19 protein-coding genes are annotated in these 19,472 nt (G+C 32.2%); 14 read left to right on the top strand and 5 right to left on the bottom strand.

Translation table 11 applies throughout. The annotated features are described in order from the left end of the window. The first annotated feature begins 42 nt into the window (after positions 1 to 42). The 14 genes from APR43_RS10385 to APR43_RS24465 all read left to right on the top strand — a co-directional run bounded on the left by APR43_RS10385 (position 43) and on the right by APR43_RS24465 (position 16,433). On the top strand, positions 43 to 507 hold the full coding sequence (locus APR43_RS10385) for a hypothetical protein (RefSeq protein WP_240514944.1): 465 nt from the start codon (positions 43 to 45) through the stop codon (positions 505 to 507). 33 nt (positions 508 to 540) lie between these two features. After that, positions 541 to 1,113: a DUF3267 domain-containing protein gene (locus tag APR43_RS10390; protein ID WP_053472877.1), complete on the top strand. Its 573-nt coding sequence runs from the start codon at positions 541 to 543 to the stop codon at positions 1,111 to 1,113. Between the two features lie 9 nt (positions 1,114 to 1,122). Beyond that, entirely contained in the window at positions 1,123 to 1,368 is a 246-nt protein-coding gene (locus tag APR43_RS10395; RefSeq protein ID WP_053472876.1) for a hypothetical protein, read from the top strand. 167 nt (positions 1,369 to 1,535) lie between these two features. After that, positions 1,536 to 2,678, top strand: coding sequence for an HlyD family secretion protein (locus APR43_RS10400; RefSeq protein WP_053472875.1), 1,143 nt, complete (start codon positions 1,536 to 1,538; stop codon positions 2,676 to 2,678). Next, entirely contained in the window at positions 2,679 to 4,829 is a 2,151-nt protein-coding gene (locus APR43_RS10405) for a peptidase domain-containing ABC transporter (protein WP_053472874.1), read from the top strand. It begins immediately after the preceding gene. A 115-nt stretch (positions 4,830 to 4,944) separates the two neighbouring features. Next, positions 4,945 to 6,015 (top strand): NADH:flavin oxidoreductase/NADH oxidase, encoded by a 1,071-nt coding sequence (locus tag APR43_RS10410; RefSeq protein ID WP_053472873.1) that lies wholly within the window; start codon positions 4,945 to 4,947, stop codon positions 6,013 to 6,015. Between the two features lie 187 nt (positions 6,016 to 6,202). After that, a complete protein-coding gene (locus APR43_RS10415; protein WP_053473027.1) occupies positions 6,203 to 7,243 on the top strand; it encodes a Gfo/Idh/MocA family oxidoreductase in 1,041 nt (346 codons plus the stop codon). Between the two features lie 303 nt (positions 7,244 to 7,546). Further along, positions 7,547 to 8,764, top strand: a complete 1,218-nt coding sequence (locus APR43_RS10420) for an MFS transporter (protein ID WP_082356448.1) — start codon at positions 7,547 to 7,549, stop codon at positions 8,762 to 8,764. 235 nt (positions 8,765 to 8,999) lie between these two features. After that, positions 9,000 to 11,816 (top strand): TonB-dependent receptor, encoded by a 2,817-nt coding sequence (locus APR43_RS10425; protein ID WP_053472872.1) that lies wholly within the window; start codon positions 9,000 to 9,002, stop codon positions 11,814 to 11,816. Positions 11,817 to 11,833: 17 nt separating this feature from the next. Further along, positions 11,834 to 13,183: a DUF5689 domain-containing protein gene (locus APR43_RS10430; RefSeq protein ID WP_053472871.1), complete on the top strand. Its 1,350-nt coding sequence runs from the start codon at positions 11,834 to 11,836 to the stop codon at positions 13,181 to 13,183. Positions 13,184 to 13,311: 128 nt separating this feature from the next. Continuing rightward, positions 13,312 to 14,169, top strand: coding sequence for a hypothetical protein (locus tag APR43_RS10435; protein WP_053472870.1), 858 nt, complete (start codon positions 13,312 to 13,314; stop codon positions 14,167 to 14,169). 168 nt (positions 14,170 to 14,337) lie between these two features. Beyond that, positions 14,338 to 15,567 carry a GTPase HflX gene (gene hflX / locus APR43_RS10440; protein ID WP_053472869.1) on the top strand — a complete coding sequence of 410 codons (1,230 nt, stop codon included), beginning with the start codon at positions 14,338 to 14,340 and terminating at the stop codon, positions 15,565 to 15,567. A 133-nt stretch (positions 15,568 to 15,700) separates the two neighbouring features. Beyond that, positions 15,701 to 16,285, top strand: a complete 585-nt coding sequence (locus tag APR43_RS10445) for a zeta toxin family protein (protein ID WP_053472868.1) — start codon at positions 15,701 to 15,703, stop codon at positions 16,283 to 16,285. Continuing rightward, the gene (locus tag APR43_RS24465; protein ID WP_165590695.1) at positions 16,272 to 16,433 is read left to right on the top strand and encodes a hypothetical protein; all 162 of its coding nucleotides are present in this window, start codon (positions 16,272 to 16,274) and stop codon (positions 16,431 to 16,433) included. Before APR43_RS10445 ends, APR43_RS24465 begins: the two co-directional genes overlap by 14 nt. A gap of 90 nt (positions 16,434 to 16,523) precedes the next feature. Here APR43_RS24465 and APR43_RS10450 read toward each other — a convergent pair whose 3' ends face one another. The 5 genes from APR43_RS10450 to APR43_RS10470 form a co-directional block, all read right to left on the bottom strand. Next, positions 16,524 to 17,474: a DUF3078 domain-containing protein gene (locus APR43_RS10450; RefSeq protein ID WP_053472867.1), complete on the bottom strand. Its 951-nt coding sequence runs from the start codon at positions 17,472 to 17,474 to the stop codon at positions 16,524 to 16,526. A gap of 80 nt (positions 17,475 to 17,554) precedes the next feature. Continuing rightward, on the bottom strand, positions 17,555 to 18,064 hold the full coding sequence (locus APR43_RS10455; RefSeq protein WP_053472866.1) for a DUF2480 family protein: 510 nt from the start codon (positions 18,062 to 18,064) through the stop codon (positions 17,555 to 17,557). 131 nt (positions 18,065 to 18,195) lie between these two features. After that, complete coding sequence (locus tag APR43_RS10460) at positions 18,196 to 18,519, bottom strand: SUF system Fe-S cluster assembly protein (protein ID WP_053472865.1); 324 nt, start codon at positions 18,517 to 18,519, stop codon at positions 18,196 to 18,198. Between the two features lie 89 nt (positions 18,520 to 18,608). Beyond that, positions 18,609 to 19,034 (bottom strand): SufE family protein, encoded by a 426-nt coding sequence (locus APR43_RS10465; RefSeq protein ID WP_053472864.1) that lies wholly within the window; start codon positions 19,032 to 19,034, stop codon positions 18,609 to 18,611. A 2-nt stretch (positions 19,035 to 19,036) separates the two neighbouring features. Then, positions 19,037 to 19,462: a hypothetical protein gene (locus tag APR43_RS10470; protein ID WP_053472863.1), complete on the bottom strand. Its 426-nt coding sequence runs from the start codon at positions 19,460 to 19,462 to the stop codon at positions 19,037 to 19,039. Positions 19,463 to 19,472 lie beyond the last annotated feature (10 nt).

The following is a 19,472-nucleotide window of genomic DNA, read 5'->3' on the forward strand; positions in this document are numbered from 1 at the left end:
GGCTCTTTTCAATCTGAAAAATAAACATTAATGTCAATTACAATGAGAACACATACAACAACAATAAAATTAATTATATTTTCTTTTGCAATTCTTTTATTATCATCTTGCGCTTTAAAAGCAATTCCTTCTGAATATACTTCTGTTAAGGATGGTTTTGAAAATGTTGGATTAGATAAACTTGGAAATGGAAAAGTCTTGATTTATAATGGAGCAGATATTTTGCATAAAATGGATAATACAGCTAGATTGAACATTTGGATTAATAATAATTCGTTTGGGCAATTAAAAGCAAACGAATATGCCATTATAGATTTGAGGGAGGGACACTATAACTTTAAAGTTCAACATTTAGATATGGTAAATATCCGAAGTGATCATAAGGTTGAAATTGATAGTAAAACAAAAGTCATCAAAATCAAACCAACTATAACTTCAAATAAATTAGAGATTCTCAATGAATTACCTCAGAACTTTAATAATTTCAGCTATAGTAAGAAAATATAAAAACCGATTTTATTTCCTCCCTTATAATTATCTATGAAAGAGATCTTTATTGATTCAAAAAAAGTGCAATTTTATGGGATAATAATAAGCATTCCTATTATTTTATTTTTTCTATTGATTTTATACTTGACATGGAATGAACTTTTTGTTCAGAACTTGAAAGATATAAAAGCATCATTTCAGATTTTCGATAACAAAAAAGTAAATACTATTTTAATTTTATTAATTCCTAATTTAATTATTTTCATTGCAATAGTTGTACATGAATTTATACATGGTTTTTTTATGGCACTTTTTTCAAAAAAAGGATGGAAATCAGTAAAATTTGGTTTTATAAAAAAGTACTTGATGCCCTTTGCAAATTGTACTGAACCTTTACAATCAAAAAAGATGTTAGTTATTGCACTTGCACCCTTTTTCATATTAGGATTATTACCTTCAATTTACGGATTTCTCTATAATAATTTCATTTTTTTATTTATAGGCTTTTCTATGACTTTGGGGGCGATAGGAGACTTTATTTATTCCTATCTAATATTTAAAGTAGGATTAAATCATAATATTTTAGATCATAAAAGTAAGGTTGGTTTTATGATTATTGATTAAATAAATAAAATGATAGAACAACAAAGTAGAATATCCGTCCATAAAGGAAGTAGAGAACAAGCAATAATTTTAAAAGCATTGCTGGAAAGTTTCTCTATAATGGTTTTTGAAGATTCATCATTAATGTCTGTTTTTAATCCATGGGGAGTTTTGATTGGAGATGTTAATTCCGTAAAACTAAAGGTTAAAGAAGAAGACTATATTAAAGCAAAAAAAATAATCGATGATTTTAATGCTGGTTTTTACTCGATGTAAATGAACATTTAACTCAAATTAAGAACCTTTAAATAATTCAATTTTTTATGGAATCATCTAAATTTCTAAAACAGATTAGGTTGGGAATATTTATATCTATAACCCTTTATTTATTGGGTCATTCCGTTGGCTATCTTTTTAAATAATTTATGTTTTAACGTCAAATAATGAATTTCAGTTCAGATCCAATTAATACTCTCGAAAATCTTATTGCAAAAAATAAAACAAAGAGTTTTTCAATCTATTTGATTATAATTATTGCCATTCTGATTTTTTTTGGATTATTACCTGTAATCAAAATAGACATTAGTAGTCAGAGCCGTGGAATAATTCGAAGTAAAACAGACAATGTTCCTATTACAACAATTGTTAGCGGAAAAGTTAATTGGATAGCTTTAAAAAATAATTCTTTTGTAAAAAAAGGCGATACACTTTTAAAAATTTCTAAAGAAAATCTTGAAAGTGATAAAAGAACTCAGGATAACTTATCTGTTTCTGTTGTTGAATTATTAAAAGATATTTCAAATCTTTTGCAAAATAAAACAACATATTTGCTGACTTCTACAGCACGTGAAGATCTATTCAAATTCCAATCTGCAAAAAATGAATTGCAAAGCAAAATAGCACAAGCGCAAATAAATTATGACCGCAATAAGATCTTATATGATAAAGATATTATTGCAAAGGCAGATTTTGAAAAGCTTGATTATGAATTACGCTTAACAAAACAGGCACTTCAAAGTTTAATTAGTCAACAAAAATCTACATGGGAAAACCAGAAAAGAGATTTAGAAGAGCGAGTAAAAAATATCAATGGAACGGTTTCCAAAATTAATATTGAAGGGAATAATTATTTTGTTCTAGCTCCGATTTCCGGAACGATAGAAAACTTTTCAGGAATTCAAAAAGGTTCTTTTATAAATGTTTCTCAATCTATCGCAACCATTTCTTCGGCAGACCACCTTGTTGTAGAATGTAATGTTTCGCCAAGTGACATTGGTTTGATAAAGAAAAACCAAAAAGTAAAATTTCAGTTAGATGCCTTCAACTACAATCAATGGGGTTTGTTAGAAGGAAAAGTAATTGATATTGATCATAATATAACAATGCAAAGCGATCAGGCTTTTTTTAAAATTCGTTGTGCTTTAGATTCGCAAACCTTACAACTAAAATCAGGTTACAAAACCAGTGTTTCAAAAGGCATGACCTTAACTACAAGATTCATAATTACCCGCAGAAGTTTATTCGATTTGTTATTTGATAAAATTGACGATTGGTTAAACCCAAAACAAATATCAAATAAAAAATAAATGGCTTCAATAAATATAAAACAACATGATATTAAAGATTGTGGTGCTGCTTGTTTGGCTTCTATCGGAAATCATTTCAGAGTTAATCTGCCCATAGCAAGAATACGACAGTATGCCAATACAGATAAACGTGGTACAAATGTCTTGGGAATTGTTGAAGCGGCTGAGAAAATGGGTTTTACTGCCAAAGGTGTAAAAGGAGGTTTAGATTCTTTAGATAAAATTCCGCTTCCTGCTATTGCACATATTATTACAAAAGAGCAGTTACATCATTATGTTGTAATTTATAAAGTAGAAAAATCTAAAATTACGGTTATGGATCCGGGTTTTGGTAAAATGGGAGTATATACTTTTGAAGATTTCCAAAAAATATGGTCAGGAGTATTAATACTTTTTGCCCCAAATGCTGATTTTAAAACTCTAAATGAAAAAACTTCACCTATAAAAAGGTTTTTAAATTTAATTCAGCCACACAAAACGATTTTAAGTCAAGCCTTAGTTGGGGCTGTATTGCATACGGTTTTAGGATTGGCAATGTCGATTTACATACAAAAAATTACAGATTATGTTTTGGTTGATGGAAATAGAAATCTGCTCAATTTGTTAAGTATTTTTATGATGGCTATTGTTTTACTTCAAGCATATATTGGCTCACAAAAAAGCATCTTTGTGATGAAAACGGGACAGTTAATTGATGCTAAATTAATTCTTGGCTATTATAAACATTTATTGCATTTGCCTCAGCGTTTTTTTGATACGATGCAAATAGGAGAAATCACATCAAGAATAAATGATGCCGTAAAAATTCGTTCTTTTATAAATGAAGTGGCAATAGAAATGATTGTCAATGTTTTTATTGTTATTTTTTCATTTATATTAATGTTTACCTATTACTGGAAATTGGCATTAGTTATTATTCTTGTAATTCCTTTTTATGCATTGGTATATTTTCTTCTAAATAAATTCAACAAAAAAGTTGAACGGAACATTATGGAGAATGCTGCTGACTTGCAAACTCAATTAGTTGAAAGTATTACTCATGTTAGAACTGTAAAAGAGTTTGGAATTGAAGAATTTTCAAATCTAAAGACAGAAAACAAATTTGTAAAACTTTTATTTACCACCTATAAATCTGGTCTAAATGGAATTTTTGCCACAACTTCGACACAGTTTCTGGCTTCTCTATTTACCATAATTTTAATGTGGATTGGATCTGATTATGTAATAGACAGAGCTATTACTCCGGGAGAATTGTTTTCATTTTATGCTTTAATTGCATATTTCACTTCTCCTGTTGCTTCGTTGATTAATATGAATAAAACAGCACAAAATGCCCTGATTGCAGCAGACAGGCTTTTTGAAATCATGGATTTAGAAAGAGAAGAAACAGAAAACAAAATTGAATTGCAAAAAGAAAATTTAGGAGATGTAAAGTTTGAAAATGTTTCTTTTCGTTATGGTTCTCGTGTAGAGGTTTTTAAAAACTTTAATGCAGTATTCAAAAAGAATGAAATGACTGCCATAGTTGGAGAAAGCGGCAGCGGAAAGACAACATTAATTTCATTACTCCAAAATTTGTATCCAATAAAAGAAGGCAAAATTTATATTGGAGAATATGATATTCAATTTATTCATTATCAAAGTTTACGGAAAGTCGTTGGTGTTATTCCGCAGCAGCTAAATTTGTTTTCTGGAAATATTATTGAAAATATCGCTTTGGGGGATTCATTTCCAAATATTCAACGAGTTTTAGATTTATCGAAACAGTTAGGGATAACTGATTTTTTAGAAAAGTTCCCAAATGGTTTTGAAACACAGATTGGTGAAAACGGAGCGATGCTTTCTGGAGGACAAAAACAAAGAATTGCAATAGCAAGGGCATTATATAAAAATCCTGAAATTTTATTAATGGATGAAGCAACATCATCATTAGATACTAGTTCTGAAAAAATTGTAAAAGAAGTGATAGATAGTTTTAAATCACAAGGAAAAACTATAATCGTTATTGCACACCGATTAAGTACAATTGCAAACGCCGATACAATCTTAGTGATGAAAAATGGAGCAATTGTTGAATCTGGAAATCATTTGGACTTATTAGAACAAAAATCAGAATATTATAATTTGTGGAATAAACAGAATTTAATTTAAATGTTTGTTAATTAATAAACATTTCAATTTCTCGTTTTAACAAGATACAGTAACTTTACTTTTTAAACGGCTGTCAATATCTATTGGTAGTCTAAAACCATTAAAAGTTACAAACATGGCTTCACAATTATTTTCTCCCCTAACTTTAAAAAACATCACCTTAAAAAATAGAATTGTTATTTCGCCAATGTGCCAATATTCGGCAGTTGACGGATTTGCAAACGACTGGCATCTGGTTCATTTAGGAAGCCGTGCAAGCGGAGGCGCCGGATTAATTATTCAGGAAGCCACAGCGGTTTCTCCCGAAGCCAGAATTTCTCCTGCCGATTTAGGAATCTGGAAAGACGAACATATTGAAAAACTAAAACAAATCAATGAATTTATAGTTTCTCAAAATGCTGTTCCCGGAATTCAACTGGCGCATGCCGGAAGAAAAGCAAGTGTTTCTTCTCCGTGGGAAGGAAATAAAAAATTAGATTTCGCTCAAGGCGGATGGCAGACAGTTTCTGCAAGTGCGATTCCGTATCATGACGGAGAACCTTTTCTTCCCGAAGCTTTAGACCAAAACGGAATCCAAAAAGTAATTTCTGATTTTAAAAACGCAACAAAAAGAGTTGTCAAAGCCGGATATAAAGTTTTAGAAATTCATGCCGCACACGGTTATTTACTGCATCAGTTTTTATCTCCTTTAACTAACGTAAGAACTGATGAATATGGAGGAAGTTTTGAAAACCGAATCCGTTTTACGCTGAAAATTGTAGAAGCTGTTCAAACCGAATGGCCTTCAGATTTACCTTTAATCGTTAGAATTTCAGCAACAGACTGGGCAGAAAACGGATGGAATCCTGAAGAATCGGTACAGCTTTCAAAAATATTAAAAGAAAAAGGAGTAGATTTAATCGATGTTTCGTCTGGCGGATTAGTTTCGCATCAAAAAATCGCGATTGGTCCGGGTTATCAGGTTTCTTTCGCAGAAAAAGTGAAAAAAGAAGCTAATATTTTGACAGGTGCAGTAGGTTTAATTACCGAAGCAAAACAAGCCGAGGAAATTTTGAAAAACAATCAGGCTGATTTAATTTTGTTTGCCAGAGAATCTTTAAGAAATCCAAATTTACCGTTAGATTTCGCCAAAGAATTAGACAGCGATATTCAATGGCCAAAACAATACGAACGAGCTAAGATTTAAATTTTTATTAGCCACAGATTGTACAGATTAAAGTGATTTTTTTAGTTTTGGTTGCCACGAATTTGACGAATTTCCACAAATCATTGCGTTTAAAAAAAATTAAAAATTCGTGATAATTCGTGAAATTCGCGGCAAAAGAAAAAATCCTTTTTAATCACATTAATCTGTGGCAAAAAAAACATACAAAATGAAAAAAATAAAAACAGCACTATTATCATACGGAATGTCGGGAAAGGTTTTTCACGCACCTTTTTTAGATATTCATCCCGGTTTTGAATTATTAGGATCTTGGGAAAGAAGCAAAAAACTAATCCAGGAAGATTATCCATACGTAAAAAGTTATCCTTCAATCGACGATCTATTAGCCGATGATGTTGACTTGGTGATTGTAAACACTCCGGTAGGAACGCATTATGAATATGCTAAAAAAGTACTTCTGGCAGGAAAACATGCCGTGGTCGAAAAAGCTTTCACCACAACTGTAGCCGAGGCAGAAGAATTAGCTAAAATCGCTCACGAAAAAGGATTAAAATTAGCCGTTTTTCAAAACAGAAGATGGGACAGTGATTTTAAAACCATTCAAAAAATAATCAATGAAGGTGTTCTGGGAGATTTAGTAGAAGCCGAATTTCACTTCGACAGATACAATCCGTTATTAAGCCCAAAAGCCCATAAAGAAACTGCCAATGACGGAGCCGGAGTTTTAAAAGATTTAGGTCCGCATATTATAGATCAGGCTATTTGTTTATTCGGCTCGCCAAAATCGGTTTTTGGTGATGTGAGAATCACAAGAGAAAACTCTTTAGTTGATGACTGGTTCGATTTATTATTGATTTATGATGATTTTAGAGTACGATTAAAAGCAGGTTTCTTTGTTAGAGAAGCAAATCCCGCGTATACGATTCATGGAAAAAAAGGCTCTTTCTTAAAACATCGCGGAGACATTCAGGAAGACGAATTAAAAATTGGTAAAAAACCAAACTTAGAATCTTGGGGAAAAGAACCAGACGATTTACAAGGAATTCTGCATACAGAAATTGACGGAAAGGTAATCCGTGAAAAAGTACCGACACTTCAGGGAAATTATTTCTCCTTTTTTGACGGAGTTTTCAATTCTATAACAAACAATGTTGCAGAACCAGTTACAGCCCAAGACGGCGTAAAAGTAATGCAGATCATCGAAGCTGCAATTGCAAGTAGTGCGCAGCGCACTGTGATTAATTTATAGCCCACGGGTTTTACGGATTAAACGGGTTTACGCTGATTTTAATTTTTTAATAGTGTAATAAATTAAACATAATGTATATCGTAGAGACGCACAGCAGTGTGTCTTTTTTTATGCGTGAAAATAAAATAACATCTGTGTAAACCCGTTTAATCCGTAAAATCCGTGGGCAAATTCGTAGAAATATGTGGGCAAAACTCCGCTATTTATAAACAATAACGTTGTAAATAATTCAACAATTTGTACCTTTAAGTAAATACAAAGGTTTTTTGTACATTTATAATATAATCCCAAAACGCATACATTTTGATAAATTTTAATCCACTACAACTTTTTCAGACTAAAGGAAAAATCAAGAAAGTTTTTAGAGAAGCAAAAGCTTCGTATTTAAACCGAATTCGTTTTGCCGTTGGAATGTTTTATTTCGGAATGGGATTAAGTTTTGCAACCTGGGCAAGTCGAATTCCGGATATAAAAACAGCACTTCATTTAACCGAAGGCGATTTAGGTTCCATACTTTTCTCCCTGCCAATGGGACAATTAATTATCATGCCTTTTTCGGGAAAAATGGTAACCAAATTCGGAAGCCATCGCATTTTAGTTTTCTCTTTAATAATGTATGTTTTGTGTCTGGCTAATTTAGGTTTAGCTACAACTGGTTTACAATTATCGGTTGGCTTATTTTTATTTGGCTTATTCGGAAATTTAGCCAACATAGCCGTAAATACACAAGGCGTTTATACCGAAGTACTTTTCAAAAAAACAATCATGTCCTCTTTTCACGGAATGTGGAGTTTCGCAGGATTCACAGGCGCATTAGTTGGTTTAGGAATGCTGGCTTTAAACTTAACACCATTACATCATTTCTTGATTGTTGGCGGTGTTGTATTATTAATGGTAGCTTTTAATTTTAAATTTTTAATTCGTGCCAAAGAAAAAATCAAACACAATACAGAGAAAAGAAAAATCTTTGTAAAGCCAGACAGTGCCTTAATTTGGCTTGGTGTAATTGGTTTTTGCAGTATGGCGAGCGAAGGTGTGATGTTTGACTGGAGCGGCGTTTATTTTAAAGATGTAGTAAAAGCACCGGGGCCATTAGTAATTTTAGGATATACTTCTTTTATGATTATGATGGCCGGAGGAAGATTTTTAGGTGACGGATTAATCAATAAATTTGGCCGTGAACGTGTCATGCAGATAAGTGGTGTTATGATTTCTGCCGGACTTTTTACCGCTGTTTTTCTTCCCTATATTGTTCCGTGTACCATTGCTTTTATGGCAGTTGGTTTAGGAGTTGCCACTATTGTTCCAACCGTTTATAGTATGGCTGGGAAAAATCCAACCGTTCCGCCGGGAGAAGCCTTAACAATAGTTTCAAGCGTAAGCTTTTTAGGCTTTTTAATGGGGCCGCCGGTAATTGGTCACATCGCTCAAAACTTTGGTTTAGAGTTTTCTTTTGCCTTTATTGGAGTTTTTGGTGTTCTGATTGCTTTTATGGTTACAAAAATCAGAACTTCTGCTTAATTTTTTATTGCCCACAGATTTAACGGATTAGGGTGATTTGCGCCGTGTTTTTTAAACTTAATCTTAAATTAAATTATTTTTGTAAGAATTTATTTCTTTTTTAGAATTGTTTTTCTCTACATTTGATCCCAGAGTTTGCTTGTCTTACCAACAAGACTCTTTTCCAAAAACCAATTTTATCTTTTGAATAGGATTAATATCCGAAAACAATTTTCAAAGTAAATTGGAATTTTTAATGGTAAAAAAATACGCGCTCTTTTTTATTTTATGGTCTTTTAGTTTTGCATTTGCACAGGAAACAGTTTTTAGAGGAATTGTTGTCGATGCTAAAACGCAAAATCCTCTGGAGAATGTTGTAGTAAGTATTCAAAATTCTACTATCACAAAACTTACTTCTAAAAGAGGCAAATTTGAATTGAGTTCTCCTATAGAAGGTGAACAACTGCTTTTGATTCACAGTCAGGACTGCAAGGATTTACTGCTGAAAATTCATTCTAATTTTGGTCAGATTATATATCTCGGGGTATTACAATTAGAAGATATTTATTCAGATGAAGTTCCCGCCGCTTTGATCACTTTATTAGAGAGTGATTTATCTGATGATAATAGTTCAACTGAAATGACTTCGGGGCTCTTGCAATCTTCAAAAGATGCTTTTATGCAGGCATCGGCATTTAATTGGGGTCAAGCCCGATTCAGGGTTCGTGGTTTAGACAGCGAAAACGGAACCATGATGCTCAACGGAATGACCATGAATAAAATATACGACGGCAGGCCGCAATGGAACAATTGGGGTGGACTAAATAATGTGCTTCGTAATCAGGAATTTTCGGTTGGAACAGCAGCTTCAAATTATACTTTTGGCGGCGTTTTAGGAACGCAGCAAATTTTTACCCGGGCTTCTTTATATCGAAAAGGAGGACAGCTAACCTTTTCCGGAAGTAATACAACCTACAGTTTGCGTGGGATTGCAACTTATGCTTCCGGAATGGATATTGACGGTTGGGCTTATGTAGTTTCTGCAGGAAAAAGATGGGCAGGCGAAGGTTATTTTGAAGGAACAAACTTCAATGCTGATTCCTTTTTTATAAGTGTTGAGAAAAAATTAAACAATAAACATTCAATCAATTTTACCGGATTTCATACACCCAATTCCCGTGGAAAAAATTCTCCAAATACAAATGAAGTAACCAGTTTAATGGGTGAAAAATACAATTCGTATTGGGGATTTCAGAATGACAAAAAGCGAAATGCAAGAGTAAAAACTGTTGAAGAACCGCTATTCATGCTGAATCATTATTTTAAAATTGATGAAAAAACAAACCTGAATTCGAGCGTTCTGTATCAATTTGGGAAAGTTGGAAACAGCAATATTGATTATCAAAATGGCGACAGTCCAGATCCAGTTTATTATAGAAAAATGCCGAGTTATTTCAGCTCGCTTTATGCAAAAGATAAAGGTGAATTTTCGGGAGAATTTACGCCGGATTATGAAAATGCTGAAAAAAGCAAACTCACATTTCTGGCAAATTCACAAATTGATTGGAACGCCCTGTATTCTGCAAATCAAAAACCAGGTGAAAATGGTTATGAACCTGCAAAAAGCCATTATGTTTTATATGAAGACAGAACTGACGACAAAACTTTTGCAGTCAATTCAAATTTAAACACGCAGTTAACTCCAAATATTTCTTTTGATGGAGGAGTTACTTATCAGAATTTAAAATCACATAATTTTCAATATTTACTAGATCTTCTTGGCGGGAAATATTTTGAAGATATTGACCCTTTTTACAAAGGCGATCTTTCGCAGTCTGATTTGCAAAATCCAAACAGACAAGTTGTAAAAGGAGATATTTATGGATACAACTATAATTTTTTAGCTAATACAATCAATGCTTTTGCACAGTTTAAATTCTCATACAATAAAACCGAATTTTATTTGGCACAATTCTATTCAGTTTCTAATTATCAAAGAGAAGGATTGTACCAAAACGGAATTTACCCAACCACTTCTTTAGGGAAAAGTGAGAAAATAAATTTTGAAAACTTTGGTTTTAAAGGAGGTTTCACCTATAAAATTTCAGGAAAACAATGGTTGTTTTTTAATGGTGCACATTTAACCAGAGCACCATCGCTTCGAAATACATTTTCAAATTCAAGATTAAATAATAATATAGTTAATGGGATTGAAAGTGAAAATATTACAAGTGCCGAAGCTAATTATATTTATCGTGCACCAAACTTGAAATTACGTTTAACAGCTTTTTATACGCTAATAAAAAACACATCGAAAACTTCTTTTTTCTATGCCGAAGGAATCTTTGATAACGGAGCCGGTTATGACCCAACAGATGCTTTTGTGAGCCAGACTTTAACTCAGCTGGATAAGAAAAATACAGGAGCAGAATTGAGTTTTGAATATCAGATTTCCTCAACTTTTAAAACAACTTTATCAGCGGCTTACGGAAATTATATTTACAACAGCAATCCAAATGTATCGATTACAAACGATGCAAACGCAGCAAAAGACGGGGCGCAGACTACTTTTGATTTTGGTAAAGCGTATCTTAAAAATTACAAACAAGCCGGAACGCCTCAAAATGCACTTTCATTAGGTTTAGAATACCGAGATCCTAAATATTGGTGGATTGGAGCAAATATTAATTATTTAACCGATAACTATATTGATGTTTCACCCATTTCTAGGACATCACAATTTTACATTAATCCCGCAAATGGATTTCCTTTTCCCGAAGCAACTTCTGAGCGAGGAAATGAATTATTACAACAAGAAAAATTTGATCCCATAACCTTATTAAATATCAATGGAGGAAAATCCTGGCGAGTTCATAAAAAGTATATCGGACTTTTTGCCAGCGTTAATAATGCATTAGGTTTAGTATATAAAACGGGTGGTTTTGAACAGGCCAGAAATGCAAATTTTAGAGCACTGAATCAAGATGTATCCAGCGGAACACCATCATTTGGTCCAAAATATTATTACGGTTACGGAAGAACTTATTTTTTAAATCTTACAATCGGTTTATAAATCGAAATATATTTATCATGAAAAACATAATTTTAAATACATTTTTAGCTTCATCATTATTATTTATTTGCAGCTGCAGTACAGAAATAGCAAACCCAAAATTAGAGTGTACTCAACCTGATTTTAAAGTAAACAAAACGGTCGAAAAAGTTTATGAACTTTCAAGTAATACGGCTAAGCAATATTTATATGATGATATTATAGAAGCTTATGTTGTTTCGAGTGACGAAGGCGGGAATTTTTTTAAATCTATTTCATTCCAAACAAAAGCCACTGAAAAAATTCCTGCAATAGGTTTTAGTATCCCAATTGATGCGTCAAACACTTACATTGATTATCGACTTGGGAATAAAGTATATGTAAAACTTAAAAATCAATTTACAGATTTGTATTATGGAGGATTACGGATTGGCAGTTTATATGTCAACAACGCCGGGGATCCAACAATTGGCAGGATTTCTCAAAATGAATATAAAAACGTTTTAAACGCTTCGTGTACTATTATTGATGAAAATCAACTGGTTGAATCACTTTCTATAGAACAGGCATTATCAGATAGTAAATTAAATACATTGATTGAACTTAATGATGTTGAATTTACAGAAGCTGCATTGGGACGTCATTATTTTGAAGAATCGAATAATATTGGAGGATCAACAAACTGGAACCTGCGTGATAAAACCGGAAATCAAATTATTTTTAGAACAAGTAGTTATGCAAAATTTGCAGATCATTTTGTGCCGGAAGAAAGCGGGAAAGTTAGAGGAATTTTAACCAAGTTTGGTACAGATTATCAATTAATGGTTCGTTCAGAAGAAGATGTGGTTATGAACGGAAAAAGAAGCGTTCCATTTTTTGCAGAGGATTTTCAATCGGTTAAAAACAATGTCAATTTTGCACTTCCAGGCTGGAGTAACATTGTAGAAAAAGCAACAAAATTATGGAAAAGCATGGTGTATGCCGGAAATGGTTATGCAGAATTTAATACCACAAGTACAACAGCGGCCGAAAATATTGCCTGGCTGGTTTCTCCCAAAATTAATTTGACAGGTTATAAAAATGCGGTTCTTTCTTTTAGAAGCGCACAGCATGATTTAAAAGTCGATTCGCCATTAAATACACTCGAAGTATATGTTTCAACAAACTTTGACGGCTCAAGTGTAACTAAGGCAAAATGGACAAAATTAGAAGCGAAAATTCCCACATTGTCAAATCCTTCTCGTGAATTTATGAGTTCTGGCGGAATAAATTTATCTGCCTATACCGGAAATATAAATATTGCCTTTAGATATGTAGGTTCAGGAAAAGATAAAACATTAAATGGCGCATTTATGGTCGATGATGTGAAGATTTTTGGTGAGAAATAAGAATTGTATTTATATAAGTTGTTGATTTATAATTTTCTAAAATTGATTTTCTGTTTTTTTAAATTTTAAATTGCCAAATTTTGGCAGAATTTTGTATTTTGGTCATCCCAAATCAATACAAAAACAAAATGAAAACCTACTTTATTGCCATCTTGATGATGGTGTTTCCATTCTTGATGCAGAGTCAGGAAAACGTTAGATTGAAGCAGATCAATATTGTAAAAACAAATTACCAAAACTCTAAAGACGGTGAAATTGTAAATAAAACAATGGTCTTTAAAGAGGGTAAACTTCAAACCATTACAACTTCAGACGTTATTCAGAACTTTTTTTATAACAAAAAGGGCTTATTGGATATGTCTGTTAAAGATAAAGTGGGAAGCGACTGGAAAGAAGTTATCAATTACACTTATGATGCTGATAACAACATTACAAAATTTGTAAAAAAATATCAGGAAGGACCGGATTATATTACAAAAGTTGTCTCTTTTGTTTATGAAGGTGCAAGAGTAAAAGTAACGACTAAAAAAAGTACAAATCACCAAAATTTAGTTGAAGATATTGAATATATCATTGAAAACGGTACTATTGTTAGACGTACATCACGCGATAGAAACAAAGCAATTATCGGGAAAATCGAGTATGTTTATGTAAACGATAATGTATCAAAACATAAAGGATTAGTGGGAGATAAAATCTCTAAAACCTATACTTATGATGATAAGAAATCGGTCGATCAGTTAATTGTTCAAAGCCTTTTTGGAGATAATTATAAAATAATTGTACCAATGATTTCATATCATGAAGACGAATTTACTTTTGAGTCGATTTCATATAATAACGAAATGAATTTCAGCCCTTCGTCAACAGCTTTAGTTGCAGTAAGCCGAAAATACAAATACAACAAATTAAACTTTCCAATTTCATGCTCTCAAATTGAAGAAAATGGAATTGTAAAAACTGAAAAAACTTTTATCTACGAATAAAAAGTTTTCGAATCTTTTTTAAGCCATTTAAAAATCAAGTTTTATTAAAGAAATACTTTTTGTAAAACATGATTTTTAGATGGTTTATCATTTTAAATAATATTTAAAAACGTAATTCTATAATTGTAGTAGTATACAAATGATTAAATTTGTAGCTTATTTTAAGATATGTTAGAGAAAGAAGTTATAAATTTTGAGAAAACAGCCATTGTTGGTATCATAACTCAAAATCAAAGTGAGGAAAAACTTAATGAATATTTAGACGAATTAGAGTTTTTAACTTTTACCGCAGGTGGTGAAGTTATTAAACGCTTTTCGCAAAAAATGGAACGCCCGAATCCGAAGACTTTTGTGGGAACGGGAAAAATAGATGAAATCAATCTTTTTGTAAAAGAAAACGGAATATCGACTTTAATTTTTGATGATGAATTATCGCCATCACAACAAAAAAATATTTCCCGAATTATAGATTGTAAAATCCTTGACAGAACGAATTTGATTCTGGATATTTTTGCGCAAAGAGCCGAAACTTCATATGCAAGAACGCAGGTAGAATTGGCGCAGTGTATATATTTATTGCCAAGACTTTCTGGTTTATGGACACACCTTGAACGTCAAAAAGGGGGAATCGGTATGCGTGGTCCTGGTGAAACAGAGATCGAAACAGACAGACGTATTGTACGTGACCGAATTTCGTTATTGAAAGATAAAATCAAGACAATCGATAAACAAATGAGTATTCAACGAAGCAATCGCGGCGCAATGGTTCGTGTGGCTCTTGTTGGTTATACAAACGTTGGGAAGTCGACTTTGATGAATGCTATTGGAAAAAGTGATGTTTTTGTTGAGAATAAATTATTCGCAACATTAGATACAACAGTTCGAAAAGTGGTGATTAAAAACCTTCCGTTTTTACTTTCTGATACGGTTGGATTTATACGAAAACTGCCAACTCAATTAGTAGATTCTTTTAAAAGTACACTTGATGAGGTTCGTGAAGCCGATTTACTTTTGCATGTTGTAGATATTTCACACCCTGATTTTGAAGATCATATAGAATCTGTAAATCAGACCTTGCAGGAAATTAAGAGCAATGATAAACCAACCATTATGGTTTTCAATAAAATCGACGCTTACAAACATCTAACGATTGACGAAGATGATTTAATTACTGAAAGAACCAGAAAACATTGGACTCTTGAGGAATGGAAACAGACTTGGATGAGTAATGTAGGAGAAGATAACGCTTTGTTTATTTCGGCAACTCAAAAAGAAAATTTTGAAGAATTTAGAGAAACGGTTTACGAAGCTGTTCGTCAGATTCACATAACAAGATTCCCGTATAATAAGTTTTTGTATCCTGATTATAAGGATGCAGTTGAAAAGAAAGAAGAATAAAAATAGAAACGGCTTTTGATTTATTTCAAAAGCCGTTTTTTTATATAATGAATAAACAGGAAGGTTATAAAACTTTATTAAATATCTCTAAAATAAGATTTAGTAAAAATTGATATTTCATATCTTTGTTTAAATTAGTAAGAATTTATATACAGTTTCAGGATGTAATGGAGCTGGTAAAACTACGGCTTCTTTTACAATACTCCCTGAAATTTTAAACTGTAAAGAATTTGTAAATGCAGATGAAATTGCTAAAGGTCTTTCTCCATTTCAACCTGAAAAAGTAGCTTTTGAGGCTGGTAGAATAATGCTTCATAGAATAAATGAATTATTAGATACTAATACAATATTTGCTTTTGAAACCACACTAGCGACTAAAAGTTATAAATCTAAAGTTGCGTTAGCACAAAAAAAAGGTTATAAAGTGATTCTTTTATTTTTCTGGTTACAGGATGTTGAGCTTGCGATTGAAAGAGTAAAAACTAGAGTTACAGAAGGTGGACATAATATAGAAACAGCTGTTATTAAACGAAGATACATTAATGGAATATTAAACTTATTTAATATATATTTGCCAATAGCTGATGAAGTTATGATCTTTGATAATTCATTTGGGAAACCTGAATTATTGGCAGAAAAAATGCTCGAAAGTGAGATTGATATAATCAATGAAATTAAGTACGATAAACTAAAAGGAATTTATAATGAAAACATATAAAAGATCGGCAACTCAAACTAAAATTTTAGATGCGATGGATTTGGTTTATGATAAATTAATTGAGTTCAAAAAGAAATCAAATACTGAATTGGTAATTATGAAAGACGATAAAATCGTTCGAATAAAACCAAAATCATTTAACAAGTAAATAAAAATAGAAACGGCTTTTGAAATAAATCAAAAGCCGTTTTTTATTGTATTATATTTTATAAGAATCTTTTCGCTGTGTTGCGGATTATTAAAATCCAAAATTAACCCCTAAACCAAATACTTCTCTGGTTTGAAGACCTTGAAAAGCATTATCGTCATAAATAGCCTGGAAGGCCAAATTTGCCGATAAGAATTTATTAACCTTCATTATGATATTTAAAGAATAATTGATATCTACGTTTTGAGGATCTTCCAGATAATTAGAATACAAATTCAGCGTGTTTTCTGCAGTAACGTTAGTCATAATAGCTAATTTGTAATAAACAGAAGCATAAAAACCTAACTCGTAACGCATGGTTTTGCCTTCGTCAACTCCAAAATAATCGCCATCTACATAAGGCAGACCAGTAAATCTATCAATTCCACTAGTATAAGCGTTGTCTACAAAAGTGAATTTTGAAGTTAGAGGAGCAAAGTTTATTTTTAAGTTTTCATCTTTAGACCAGTAAATACCAGGTCCAGTAGTAAGATACCCAGGCGACATAAATTTAGTCTGCTCGGTTCTAATTTCTTTTCCGTTGGCATCCTGACCGTAAATATAACCGGTTGTAAATTGAGTTCTAAAGTTTAAAAAGAAAGAGTAATACCATTCACCAAAAGCTCTTTTACCAACAATTGAATTAAATTCTAAACGGTCATCAGTCTTTTTTCCGAAATCAGTATTTTTAGTTTGTAAAAGCCCGTAAGAAGCAAGGATTTTATTGTCCCATGTTACATCGTCTTTTTTATAATTGAAGTCATAGTTTATTCCTAAAGTCCCAGAGAAACTATCCTCACCACCTGCGATCCAGTTATTGAAGCTGGATTGGTTTAATAAAAGAGAAACTGTTCCTTTTGCTTTCCATCCTTCGTCCTCAATTGTATCGTTTATTTTTTTTACCGCTTTTTCGGTATTCTGAATTAGTTCTTTTTCTGAATTTTGGGCCTGAACAAAAGTAAAGTTCGCTAAGATAAATAGTAATAACGTCAGCTTTCTCATGGTTGTTTAGTTTAAGTGTATATTAACAAATATACTAAAAACCAACTGAAGGTTAAGGGAATATTACTTTAAAATGAAGGTTATTTCTTAGATTCTTTGTATAAAGGCACAGCAGAACATGCTTCGCCATACATAATACTGCGGGCAAAAGGCTGTAAATAAGTTGTAGCTAAAATATAAGCACGCATAGGAACCGGTTTTTTAGAACATCCTTTTACAATTACAGGTTTATTTTGGTACGCAGAATAATCAATCTTACTTAAGATTTCTTCGTATAAACTTGAATCTAGATCCTCAATGGTTCCGTTTACTACTTTTTTAGCAAAAGGCGCCAAATGAACACTAACTAAAATTAATGCCCAAGCAGGAATTATAGCGTCTGTAGCGCAATGTACAGCGACATATTGATCTTGGTATTGTGACCAATCATGATTTTTAAGATGCTCTCTAAAGTCTTTTTCTTTCAATAAAAATCCTTCCAAAAGCCATTGCGAAATGTCAATTTGTACACGCATTCCTTTTGGATAATAATCCTCCAAATCAAAAACTTCTAAAGCACTATTGGCAACTTTATTGATAATTTCTTCCATTTCTTTATAGTTTTCAGTCGCAGTTTTCAGTCACAGTTAAAAACTGGGACTGAGACTGTAAACTGTATATGTTTTCAATTGTTTTAGCCACAGTTGAATACTGAAAACTGCGACTGAAAACTGAAAACTCTTTAAAGCATTCCTAATTCTAACTTAGCTTCTTCGCTCATTAAATCTTTACTCCAAGGCGGATCGAAAGTGATTTCAACATCAACATCTTTAATGTGTTCGATTGTTTTTACTTTCTCTTCAACCTCTCTTGGTAAGCTTTCTGCAACTGGGCAGTTTGGAGATGTTAATGTCATCAGGATTTTTACTTCGTAATCTGTATTTACCATTACGTCGTAAATTAATCCTAACTCATAAATATCTACAGGGATCTCAGGATCGTAAATTCCTTTTAAAACTTTTACGATTGATTCTCCTAATTCGTTTGTGTCTATTTCTTGTTCCATTTTGTTATTTGTTTTTTCGCCACGAATTTCACAAATTTCCCGAATTTAAAAATTAGTGTTAATTCGTGAAATTCGTGGCAGAAAGAAATTTAATTTTTATTTTTTGCATCAAAAGCCAAAGCGTACATTTTGATGTTTTTTATCATCGAAACCAAACCGTTGGCACGTGTTGCAGATAAATGTTCTTTTAATCCAATTTCGTCTATAAATTCAGTGTCAGCATTTATAATGTCTTCTGCTTTTTGATTAGAGAAAGCGCGAATTAAAATTGCAATTATTCCTTTAGTTAAAATAGCGTCACTGTCTGCGGTGAAAACAATTTTATCATCATTTTGTTCGCCTTGAAGCCAGACTTTTGACTGACAGCCTTTGATTAAATTCTCGTCGGTTTTGTATTCTTCTTTAATTAACGGAAGACTTTTTCCCAGTTCGATAATGTATTCATAACGCTGCATCCAGTCGTCGAACATTGAAAATTCGTCTATTATTTCGTTTTGTATCTCTTTAATTGTCATAATTATTCTTTAGCAAAATCAACCAGTAAATTTACCAGTTTTTCAATTTCCTTTGGAGGAAAACCATTGTCGAAACCTGCAGTTTCGTATGTTTTTTGATCTTGAGTTATTTTTAAATTTCCAATCGCGGCACCGTCATAAAAACGTTTTTCAGTTGGTGCTTTTAATGCCGAAAGTTTGTTTAAATCTACTTTTGAAAATTCAGCAACAATTTTATTCCATTTCGCATCATCAATTTTAGTTTCAATCGGCTGTTGATCTCTGCCGTTTGTAACATAAACAGTCTGGTTTTGAACCACAATCTTTTTGAAATACCCTCTTGACATTGCAGAATATTCAATTTGAGTTGTAGCCATGTTTGTCTTTTTTTGACTGCAGCAGCCGGTAGCAATAAAAACCGTTAAAAGCAATAAAGATAGTATTCTCATAAAAATAGAT

Origin of the sequence: Flavobacterium sp. NLM (genome assembly GCF_002210235.1) — a bacterium.
GTDB classification, from domain to species: Bacteria; Bacteroidota; Bacteroidia; order Flavobacteriales; family Flavobacteriaceae; genus Flavobacterium; species Flavobacterium panici.

Excerpts from the sequence above, each read along its gene's own strand:
- APR43_RS10385 (WP_240514944.1), top strand. The coding sequence starts at position 43 with ATGAGAACACATACAACAACAATAAAATTAATTATATTTTCTTTTGCA.
- APR43_RS10390 (WP_053472877.1), top strand. The coding sequence starts at position 541 with ATGAAAGAGATCTTTATTGATTCAAAAAAAGTGCAATTTTATGGGATA.
- APR43_RS10395 (WP_053472876.1), top strand. The coding sequence starts at position 1,123 with ATGATAGAACAACAAAGTAGAATATCCGTCCATAAAGGAAGTAGAGAA.
- APR43_RS10400 (WP_053472875.1), top strand. The coding sequence starts at position 1,536 with ATGAATTTCAGTTCAGATCCAATTAATACTCTCGAAAATCTTATTGCA.
- APR43_RS10405 (WP_053472874.1), top strand. The coding sequence starts at position 2,679 with ATGGCTTCAATAAATATAAAACAACATGATATTAAAGATTGTGGTGCT.
- APR43_RS10410 (WP_053472873.1), top strand. The coding sequence starts at position 4,945 with ATGGCTTCACAATTATTTTCTCCCCTAACTTTAAAAAACATCACCTTA.
- APR43_RS10415 (WP_053473027.1), top strand. The coding sequence starts at position 6,203 with ATGAAAAAAATAAAAACAGCACTATTATCATACGGAATGTCGGGAAAG.
- APR43_RS10425 (WP_053472872.1), top strand. The coding sequence starts at position 9,000 with ATGGTAAAAAAATACGCGCTCTTTTTTATTTTATGGTCTTTTAGTTTT.
- APR43_RS10430 (WP_053472871.1), top strand. The coding sequence starts at position 11,834 with ATGAAAAACATAATTTTAAATACATTTTTAGCTTCATCATTATTATTT.
- APR43_RS10435 (WP_053472870.1), top strand. The coding sequence starts at position 13,312 with ATGAAAACCTACTTTATTGCCATCTTGATGATGGTGTTTCCATTCTTG.
- hflX (WP_053472869.1), top strand. The coding sequence starts at position 14,338 with ATGTTAGAGAAAGAAGTTATAAATTTTGAGAAAACAGCCATTGTTGGT.
- APR43_RS24465 (WP_165590695.1), top strand. The coding sequence starts at position 16,272 with ATGAAAACATATAAAAGATCGGCAACTCAAACTAAAATTTTAGATGCG.
- APR43_RS10450 (WP_053472867.1), bottom strand. The coding sequence starts at position 17,474 with ATGAGAAAGCTGACGTTATTACTATTTATCTTAGCGAACTTTACTTTT.
- APR43_RS10455 (WP_053472866.1), bottom strand. The coding sequence starts at position 18,064 with ATGGAAGAAATTATCAATAAAGTTGCCAATAGTGCTTTAGAAGTTTTT.
- APR43_RS10460 (WP_053472865.1), bottom strand. The coding sequence starts at position 18,519 with ATGGAACAAGAAATAGACACAAACGAATTAGGAGAATCAATCGTAAAA.
- APR43_RS10465 (WP_053472864.1), bottom strand. The coding sequence starts at position 19,034 with ATGACAATTAAAGAGATACAAAACGAAATAATAGACGAATTTTCAATG.
- APR43_RS10470 (WP_053472863.1), bottom strand. The coding sequence starts at position 19,462 with ATGAGAATACTATCTTTATTGCTTTTAACGGTTTTTATTGCTACCGGC.